Annotated in this window: 3 protein-coding genes; all 3 read left to right on the forward strand. The window is 75.1% G+C overall.

What is annotated here, in order from left to right; genetic code table 11:
• Positions 1 to 1,131 (forward strand): FHA domain-containing protein (locus AC08OV_RS22045; RefSeq protein ID WP_476620250.1); only part of this gene is annotated, 1,131 nt, incomplete at its 5' end.
• Positions 1,128 to 2,252, forward strand: coding sequence for a protein kinase domain-containing protein (locus AC08OV_RS22050; RefSeq protein ID WP_476615123.1), 1,125 nt, complete (start codon positions 1,128 to 1,130; stop codon positions 2,250 to 2,252). The genes AC08OV_RS22045 and AC08OV_RS22050, both read left to right, overlap by 4 nt.
• Positions 2,249 to 7,531, forward strand: a complete 5,283-nt coding sequence (locus AC08OV_RS22055; RefSeq protein WP_476620251.1) for a hypothetical protein — start codon at positions 2,249 to 2,251, stop codon at positions 7,529 to 7,531. The genes AC08OV_RS22050 and AC08OV_RS22055 overlap by 4 nt, the downstream gene beginning before the upstream one ends.
• The last annotated feature ends 24 nt before the right edge of the window (positions 7,532 to 7,555 follow it).

Genomic DNA, 7,555 nt, shown 5'->3' on the forward strand with positions numbered 1-7,555 from the left:
CCCCGGGGAGCGACCGAGCCCCTGGACCTGGATGCCCCGGACCGGCAGGCGGGCCCTGGCGAACCCGGGGAGGGGGGCCGCAGGACCCTGGCGGACGCGCTCGGGGACGCGCTCGGGGGCGCGCTCGGGGGCGCGCTCGGGGGCGCCGCCACGATCTTCGATGCTCCCGCCTACATCCCGCCCTCGGGCACCGCGGGGGCGCCGACCATCGTCGGCCTGCCCGTGCCGTCCGGCGCCGGGTGGGGTCCCAGGGTGGTGGCGGGTCCGGTCGTGCTGCGGATCGAGGGTGGCGGCACCCATCGTCTCGTGACGTTGGAGGTGGGCACCACGGTCGTCCTTGGGCGGCATCCCGACGACAACCTCGGCTCGGAGCGGCTCGTTGACGTCACGGCCGGGCTCGGTAGCAGTTACGACTACATCAGCACCCGGCACGTGGAGATCACCCTCACGGCTTCCGGCACGGCGACGGTGGTCGACCGCTCCCACAACGGCACCAGTCTGGGCGACGACCGGCTGGTGCGTGACCTGCCCCGGGAGTGGTGTTTCGATATCCCGCTCCACCTGGCCGGGTCGCTCGTGCGGGTCGGCAGGGTCAACGCGGTCGTCGCGGCTGAGGCGGCCCAGGCAGCTGAGGCGGCCAAGGCAGCCGGGGCAACCAGGGCGGCCGAGGCAACCAGGGCGGCCGGGCGGCCGGGCGGAACAGGCTGGCGGCTGACCGTCCGGCGCGGCGACGGCTCGTCGTTCGACACCCCGAACGTGGGACCCGGCGAACGCATCGTGCTGGGACGGCAACCGAACGCCGTGCAGCGGACGGCGGACGACCTGATCGTCGTCGACGTCTGCGACCGGCTTCAGGTCGACGCCGCCGGCCGGGTCTCGCGGCGCCATCTGATGGTCGGCAACGAGCGCGACGGGACGGTGACGCTCACCGATCTGTCGACGAACGGCTCCTGGCTGGGTTCCCGGCGGCTGACGCCGGGTGTCGCCGAGAGGTGGGACGGCGAGGAGCCGGTCTGGCTGGTCCGCGACGTCGTGGGCCTGGAAGTGCGTGTGACGGGACCCTGGCCGGCCGGCGGGGTGCTCGGGAGCGGCGGACCCGGCGGCGGTGGGGTACTCGGAGGTGGCCGGTGAGTACGGTCGCCTCCGATCTGGAGATCGTCGAACGGTTGCGTTACGGGGCGTCCTTCGCGTCGGTGCCGCGCACCTGGGGCCGTGGCCGGTACCGCTGCGTGCGTCATCTCGCCGAGGGCGGCCAGGGTTACGTCGAGCTCGCCCGGGACGAGTGGAGCAACGCCCTGGTCGTCGTCAAGGGCGCATGGTGGGGCGGCCGCGACCACGACATCAACCCCGAGTACGCCAGGACCCAGTACGAGAAGCGCTCGATCGACGTCGAGGACGCGGTCGCCGTTCAGGCGGCGCTCGGCGAGATCACCCATGGGGTGCCGGCCCTGGTGGACGTCGTCTACGGGCCCTCACCGACCCGGCACGACCATAACGCGCTCGTGACCGGGGGCAACGAGCGGGAGGCCGAGCGGTACAACCGTGAGGCGTTCATCGTCATGCAGTTCATCGGTGACATCGGGCAGATGGTGCCCACCACGCTCGACTCCCGGGTCACCGAGTCTGGCCCGCTCAGCGCCCGCCAGGTCGTCGAACTGGCCGACCAGATCAGCGCCACGCTGGAGGCGATGCACACGATCCGACCGCAGCGGCTCTACCAGCATGAGGAACGGATCAGGGGGTACTGGGTCCACGGCGACATCAAGCCGGAGAACATCCTCGCCGCCGGTGACCCACCTCGGTACTCGCTCGTCGACTTGTCGACGGCGGCGATCGTCGAGCCGTCGGCCAAGGTCATGCCCACCACCGCGACCCCGGGCTATGCCCCGCCGGGAGCCGAGCCGCTCAGCCCGCAGTACGATCTGCACTGCCTGGCGGCCACCCTGCTGTTCGCGCTGACCGGTGACCGCCCGGACGACTGGCTCGGCGGGGCGACCGAGGCCAGGTCGGCCGCGGACGCCGCCGGTTCCCAGGCGGACGCCGAGGCGCGGGACGAGAAGCTGCGGCAGTTGCGGGGTGAGCTCGCGGCCCGTCGCGTGCACCCCATGCTGATCCGCCTGATCACCGACTGCCTGCCCGCCGATCCGCGCTTCCGGCTCGGCACCGCCACCGTGCTACGTGCGGAGATCGCCGCGGTGCGCACCGCGCTGGTCGCCCGCGAGGTCCTGTCGGATGAGGAGCCGCAACCGTGAGCTGGTGGAACCGGAGTCCGTGGGGGAGCCAGCCCGACGGCGGAGCGGGCTCGAACGGCGGGGCCTTCCAGGGCGGTCGGACGGGATCGCCCGGCGCGGCGTCTCCGGGTGGTGGCGGGTATCCGGGGAGCGCGGCGTCTTCGGGTGGTGGCGGGTACCCGGCCGGCACCGCGGGTCCCGCCGCCGCGGACGACTTCGACGACTTCGCGGACCCCGAGCCGCTCCCCGCCGGACCCGCCGGACCCGCCCGACTCGCCGACGGCGCCGCGTCGGCGCAGCGGGGACACCGGCCGGCGCGGACCGGAGGCGCGCGGTCCACGCCGGGCGCGCCGCCGGCGGAAGCGGGGGAAGCGGCGGACCAGCGTCCGGCGGTCGTGGGCCGCAGCGGCCGGACCTGGCGGGAGATGCCCCGGCGGATCCGCGGCGCCGGGGCCGACTGCCGGGTACGCCTGGTCAGCCTCGCCGGGCTGGGCTTCGGCGCCCTGCGTACGGCCGGCGCGGGCGGCCCGTCGACGCTACGGGTCGGTATGGAGCTGCTCTCGCTCGGCAACCCGCTGACCCCCCTGCTGCTCGACATCGTCGACGGCCCCGACGGGGCGCCCACGGGTTACGGGGTGCCCACGGGTTACGGGGTGCCCACGGGTTACGAGGTGCCCACGGGTTACATCACGAGCTGGGCGGCTGGCCCGCTCACCGACCCGCTCGAGCGGCAACGCGGGGACGACAGCATGGCCGCGCAGCTCGCGAACGGCGAGTTCGCGGCCCCCGCGGACGTCATGGACATGCTCGCCCCGCTCGGCGCGCTGCTCGACGACGCCGCGACCCAGCTCGGCGTCGTTCCCATCGAGCTCAGCCCGGACCATCTCGTGCACTGCCGGGGATCGCTGCGGCTGGTCGGGTACGGCCGCCACGGGTACGCGCCGGCCCGGGGGGTGATCCCGCCCGCGTCCGAACGTAGCCAGGACACGGTGGAACTGCTCGGCGACGACATCCCGGCACCGGACGCCCCGCTGGAGGAGTGGCGGGCAGCGCAGGTCCGGGCGTTGGCCCGGCTGATCGGGTGGTTGTCCACCGGCCGCCGGCCGACCGCCTACGGTGCGGTGACGGGCGGATCGCGGGCGGCGCGCGAGCAGGCGGTGGACCGGTACCTGCGGGGCTGCGGGATCGACGCCCGGGTTGCCGACCTGCAGCCCGGCCGGCTCCGGGAGGAGCTCACGACGCTGGCCGCCGCGGCGCGGCGCACGAAGATCACCGAGGGTCTCGCCGCCTCCGACGTCATCATCGCCTACCATCACGACGCCGCGGCCCGTGGCGGGTTCGGCGACCGCAACCCCCGCTTCGAGCGGGGCCTGGTCGGCGGTACGTACCTGGGCACGGTCGACCGGGTCGACCCCCGGTTCGTCGTGATGAAGCTCAGGTACGGCGTCCGGGTGTTCGTGCCGCGTTCCGGCACCGGGTTCGACGTCGATCTCACCACCGTCCTGCAGGCCGGTGAGCAGCGCCCGGTGACGGTGCGCCGTTTCGACGAGACGCTCACCCCGCGCGGCGATCCCAAGGGCCTGCGGGGAGTGTTCGCGCCGGCGGGGACGGAGGTCATGACGGCCGAGCGCCGGGTCAACCCGGAGCCGGTGCGCCTCGCGGCGAGCCTGCAGTCCGGGCGGGCGGCGGTCGGGGTGGCCGCCTTCGAGGCCGCGGACCTGTCCAGCCCGCTGGCTGGCCTGCTCGGCGGTTCCGGCTGGCTGCTCTGCCCGCCCGACGACCTCGCCCGGACCCTGGTTGCGCTGCGACGCGTGCGGTCCGCGCACCGGGCACCGGACGGCGCGGTGCCCGATCCGGCCCGGATCATCGCCTTCGGTGTCGACCCGGCGGCTCTGACCGAACCGAAGGCCCTGGCGAGCGCCGGCCAGCCGGTGGAGTTCGCGCTGCCGCTGCTCGACGAGGACGGCCAAGCCCACGTTCCGCGCGCCTGGCGGGACCTGCCGCTGGTCGATGACGTCTCGTTGCAGGGGCTGCGCAGGCGCATCGGAGCGACGGCGGGGCAGAGCGCGGCCCGGCGGCTGTTCGCCGCGGCCTTCGCGCACCTGCTGGTGAACCCGGACGAGAGTGCCCTCGCGGCCGACACCGGCAGCCCGCAACGCGGTGGGCGTAGCGCAATCATGACGATGCTGCAGGAGATCGGTCGGGCGTTCGCCGGGCGGCCGGACCTGATTGTCACGGTCACCGCGGAGCTCGCCGAGCAGCAGAGCGTCCTGGCGGCCCGGGACAGCGCGAAGATGCTCGACGAGCTCGCGGCGGTCCTGCGGCCGCTGCCGGCCGAGCGCCGGATCGTCATCGACGTGATGCGGCTGGTCAGGCGGGAGCGGATCCGGCCGGAGACCCGCCGGATGCTGCTCGCCGAGACGCTGCCCGCGACCGGTGTCCTCACCGGTTGCTGGGGTGACGTCTGGCAGATCACCGCGGTCGGCCTGACCGAGCTGACCGAGGCCCTCGAACGGGTGGCCGCGACCGGGCAGGTGCTGGCCCGGGCACCCCGACTCGACCGCGACGCGGTTGTCTCGCTCGCGGTCGCCGGCGCGGCGCCGGCGGTGGTGCGGTGCGCGCCGCTGCTGCCCGTCGATCTGATCCGGGAACTCACGGAACGTGCCCGGGTGACGCCCGAGGTGCTGCGGGGGGGAACCAGCCCGGTGAGTGGGCGGCCCGGCAGCGGCATCGTCCACCGGATCGAGCTGCTCGCGCGGGCCGGCGCCGAGGCGGTGCCCGGACTCACCGAGGACGAGGTCCGCCGGTTCGTGCTCGACGGCGGCCCGGATGGCGGCCCGGATGGCGGCGCGGACGGTGGCGCGGACGGTGGCGCGGACGGTGGCGTGGTGGAGGGCGCGACCGCCTCCGCCGCGACCGCCTCCGCCGAGGACGTGTCGGCCCCGGTCGCGGACCCGCGGGCCGCATTCGCCGAGACCCCGGTCGTCGCCCCTGAGCCGGACTGGATGCCGGACTGGTGCGCGGCCCTCGCGGCTGCCGGCGGGCTGGCGGCCGACGAGGTGCGGGACCGGGCGATCGAGGAGAACCTCCTGGCCGGACCGGGTCCGGTGCCGCCGTCGCGGTGGGACCCCGACATCGCCGGGTGCCTCGCCGAACGGTGGGAAACGGCGAGCCTCGCCGAGCTGATCGAGCTCGGGCGGGTGCTGGCCGCGGGTGACCTGCTCTGGATCCGCTCGGTGGCCGTCACGGTCGGGGCGTCCGTGTCGGAGGTGGTCGACGCGGCACGTGCCCAGCGCCTGCTCGGCCAGGCGCGGCCACCATCACCATCCGACTGGTCCCATGCGGACGTCGCCTCCTACCTCACCGAACGGTGGACCGCGGTGCCGTTGGTGACGTTGCTCGACGTGGCCCGGGACCTGACGCGGTCGAGCGTCGGCTGGCTGCGCGCGGTGGCCGACGCCGCCGCGGTCCCGGTCTCCAGCGCGATCGACCGGGCCGTCGCGGAGGGCATCCTCGGCGAGGCCTCGCCGACGGACGCGGCGACGGACGCGCTGACGGACGCGGCGCTGCCGCCGCTGATCGCCGGCTACGTCGCCGCACGCTGGGACGAACGGTCGCTGCGGGACATCATGGCGACGGTCCGGGTCCTGGTGAACGGCGACCTGGAGTGGCTGCGTTCCTTCGGCGCCGCGCTCGGCGCGAATCCGGGCGACCTCGTCGACGAGGCCGTCACGGCGGGCCTGCACCAGGCTGACCCGCCGCCCGATCCCGTCTGGTGGGTCGATCCGCGCGTCGTCGCGTTCGCGCGATCCCGGTGGGGCGTCCTGCCGCTCGACACCCTGCTGAAGATCGTCCGATGCCTCGCCGTCGAGGACATCGTCTGGACCACGCAGTTCGCCGAGCTTGTCGCGGCGGACCCGTCGACGGTGATCGAGACCGCCTTCCAGGAGAACCTGCTCGGCAGGCCGGGCATGTCGGCGTGGGCAGTGGCCCTGTTCGACGACGACGTCGTCGGGCTGTACCTGTCCCGGCGCTGGGGCATCCATCCGCTCGCCGAGACCCTGAACAGGGCCAGCCTGATCGGGGCGGCGCGCGACTGGCTGGTCCGGCTCGCCCGGATGTCCGGGCAGGACGTGGCCGACGTGCTCGACACCGCGATCGCGGAGGGCGTCCTGCGCCGCGGGGCGCAGTCCGCGCCCCCCTCGCTGGAGGGTGTCTCCGCGCCCTATCTGGCCGCTCACTGGGGCACGATGCCGCTGCCCCGGCTGCTCGTCGAAGCGGCGCGCGCGGCCCGGGGCGAGCCGGACCCCACAGGACCCCTCACCCCCGGTCCGGCGGGGCCGGCCACCACGGGTCCATCCGGTCCATCCGGTCCATCCGGTCCATCCGGTTCGTCTGGTTCGCCTGGTCGGGTTGCCGGTTCGTCCGCGTCCTTCGCGGCGGAGGTCGCGTCGCTGGTCGCGCTCGACCCGGCTACCGTCGCCGCGACCTGCGGTGCCCGCCTGGTGCGGGTGGCCGCCGCGCTGCACGGGGCGCCGCGCCTGGTGTCGGCGCTGGGCGCGTTGGACCCGCCCGCCCGGGCCTGGTTGCTGGCGGTCGCCGACCTGCTGCCCGCGGGCGCGGACGAGGTGGATCTGGCCGTCGCCGCCACCACGGACGACCCGGTCGCCGTGGTCGGCCTGGCTCTGGAGCACGGCATAGCGGTGACCGAGGCCGCTGCCGCGGCCGCGTGTCTCGGCCGGGTACCCGAGGCCGACCGGCCGGTGCTCGCGCCGCTCGGGGGGCTGCTTGCCCGGATACCCGTGGCCGTGCTGGTGACACTCGCCTCGCTCGACCTGGAACCCGCGGTGCGCCGGGCCCTGGCCGGCGTCGAGCAGGCACATCCGGGCGCCGTGGACGTGGTCGCGCGGCACGGGGCGCCGGCGGCGCCCATTGTCACCGGGCCCCGGTCGCAGGCGATGATCTCGCTGCTGCAGCGGATCGAGCCGACACCGGGACTCGTGCCGTGGATCCTGACCGCGGGTCCCGAGGCGGCGGTCGCGGTCGCCACGGCCGGTCCCGGCGTCATCGACGTCGCCGCCCGGGCCGCCGATGCCTGGCGGCGCGGCGACGTCGCCGGCCCACTCGCCGCGATCAAGGCCGCCTGGGAGGCGACCGGCCCGACGGACCGGGTCTGGCCCGTCCCGGCCGCGGGCGTCAGCCGCCGGGGTGACAACCTCATCCGGCTGGCCATCACCGTCTATCCCCTCGCGGCGCGGGGACGTTCGGTCAGCGAGATCCTGAGCATCCTCGCGCGCTGACCCGCGGCCACCCCGCCCGCTACC

Source organism: Frankia sp. CeTa3Moorea, from assembly GCF_978021225.1.